Origin of the sequence: Algivirga pacifica (assembly GCF_039543525.1) — a bacterium.
GTDB classification, from domain to species: domain Bacteria; phylum Bacteroidota; class Bacteroidia; order Cytophagales; family Flammeovirgaceae; genus Algivirga; species Algivirga pacifica.
Map to the genome: position 1 here is coordinate 1 of NZ_BAABJX010000060.1, position 943 is coordinate 943.

Sequence of the window (943 nt, forward strand, 5' to 3'; positions counted from 1 at the left end):
TTTGACGCCAGCGTTTGAGTATGTTGCCGGCACGTACCATGTATTAATTACTGATGCGAATGGCTGTACGTTTGAGATCGATGATGCGATCGGTCAACCGGAGAAGCTGGTAGTAACGTATTCGGTAGAGGATGCGCAATGCTACGGTGACAACGGTGTGATCAATGGCAATATCTCAGGAGGGACGGCACCATACCAGATAGTAGCGACAGGAGAGGATTACTTGGGTAACCCAGTGGACATATCATTCCCGCCACAAGGGGCAGGCGATTTGACACCAGCGTTTGAGTATGTTGCCGGTACGTACCATGTGGTGATCACTGATGCGAATGGCTGTACTTTTGAGATCGATGATACGATTGATCAACCGGAGAAGCTAGAGGTTATGTATTCAGTAGAGGATGCGCAATGCTACGGTGACAACGGTGTGATCAATGGCAATATCTCAGGAGGGACGGCACCATACCAGATAGTAGCGACAGGTACAGATTACTTGGGCAATGCCGTGGACATTACATTCCCGCCACAAGGGGCAGGCGATTTGACACCAGCGTTTGAGTATGTTGCCGGCACGTACCATGTATTAATTACTGATGCGAACGGTTGTACGTTTGAGATCGATGATGCGATCGGTCAACCGGAGAAGCTGGTAGTAACGTATTCGGTAGAGGATGCGCAATGCTACGGTGACAACGGTGTGATCAATGGCAATATCTCTGGAGGGACGGCGCCATACAATATTGTAGCGACAGGAGAGGATTACTTGGGTAACCCCGTGGACATATCATTCCCGCCACAAGGGGCAGGCGATTTGACGCCAGCGTTTGAGTATGTTGCCGGCACGTACCATGTATTAATTACTGATGCGAACGGTTGTACTTTTGAGATCGATGATGCGATCGGTCAACCGGAGAAGCTAGTGGTAACGTATTCAGTAGAGGAT

General features: G+C 49.5%; 1 pseudogene. It reads left to right on the top strand.

Features of this window, described 5'->3' with window-relative positions:
- Positions 1–943, top strand: a pseudogene (locus ABD985_RS19080) (hypothetical protein); the annotation flags it as partial.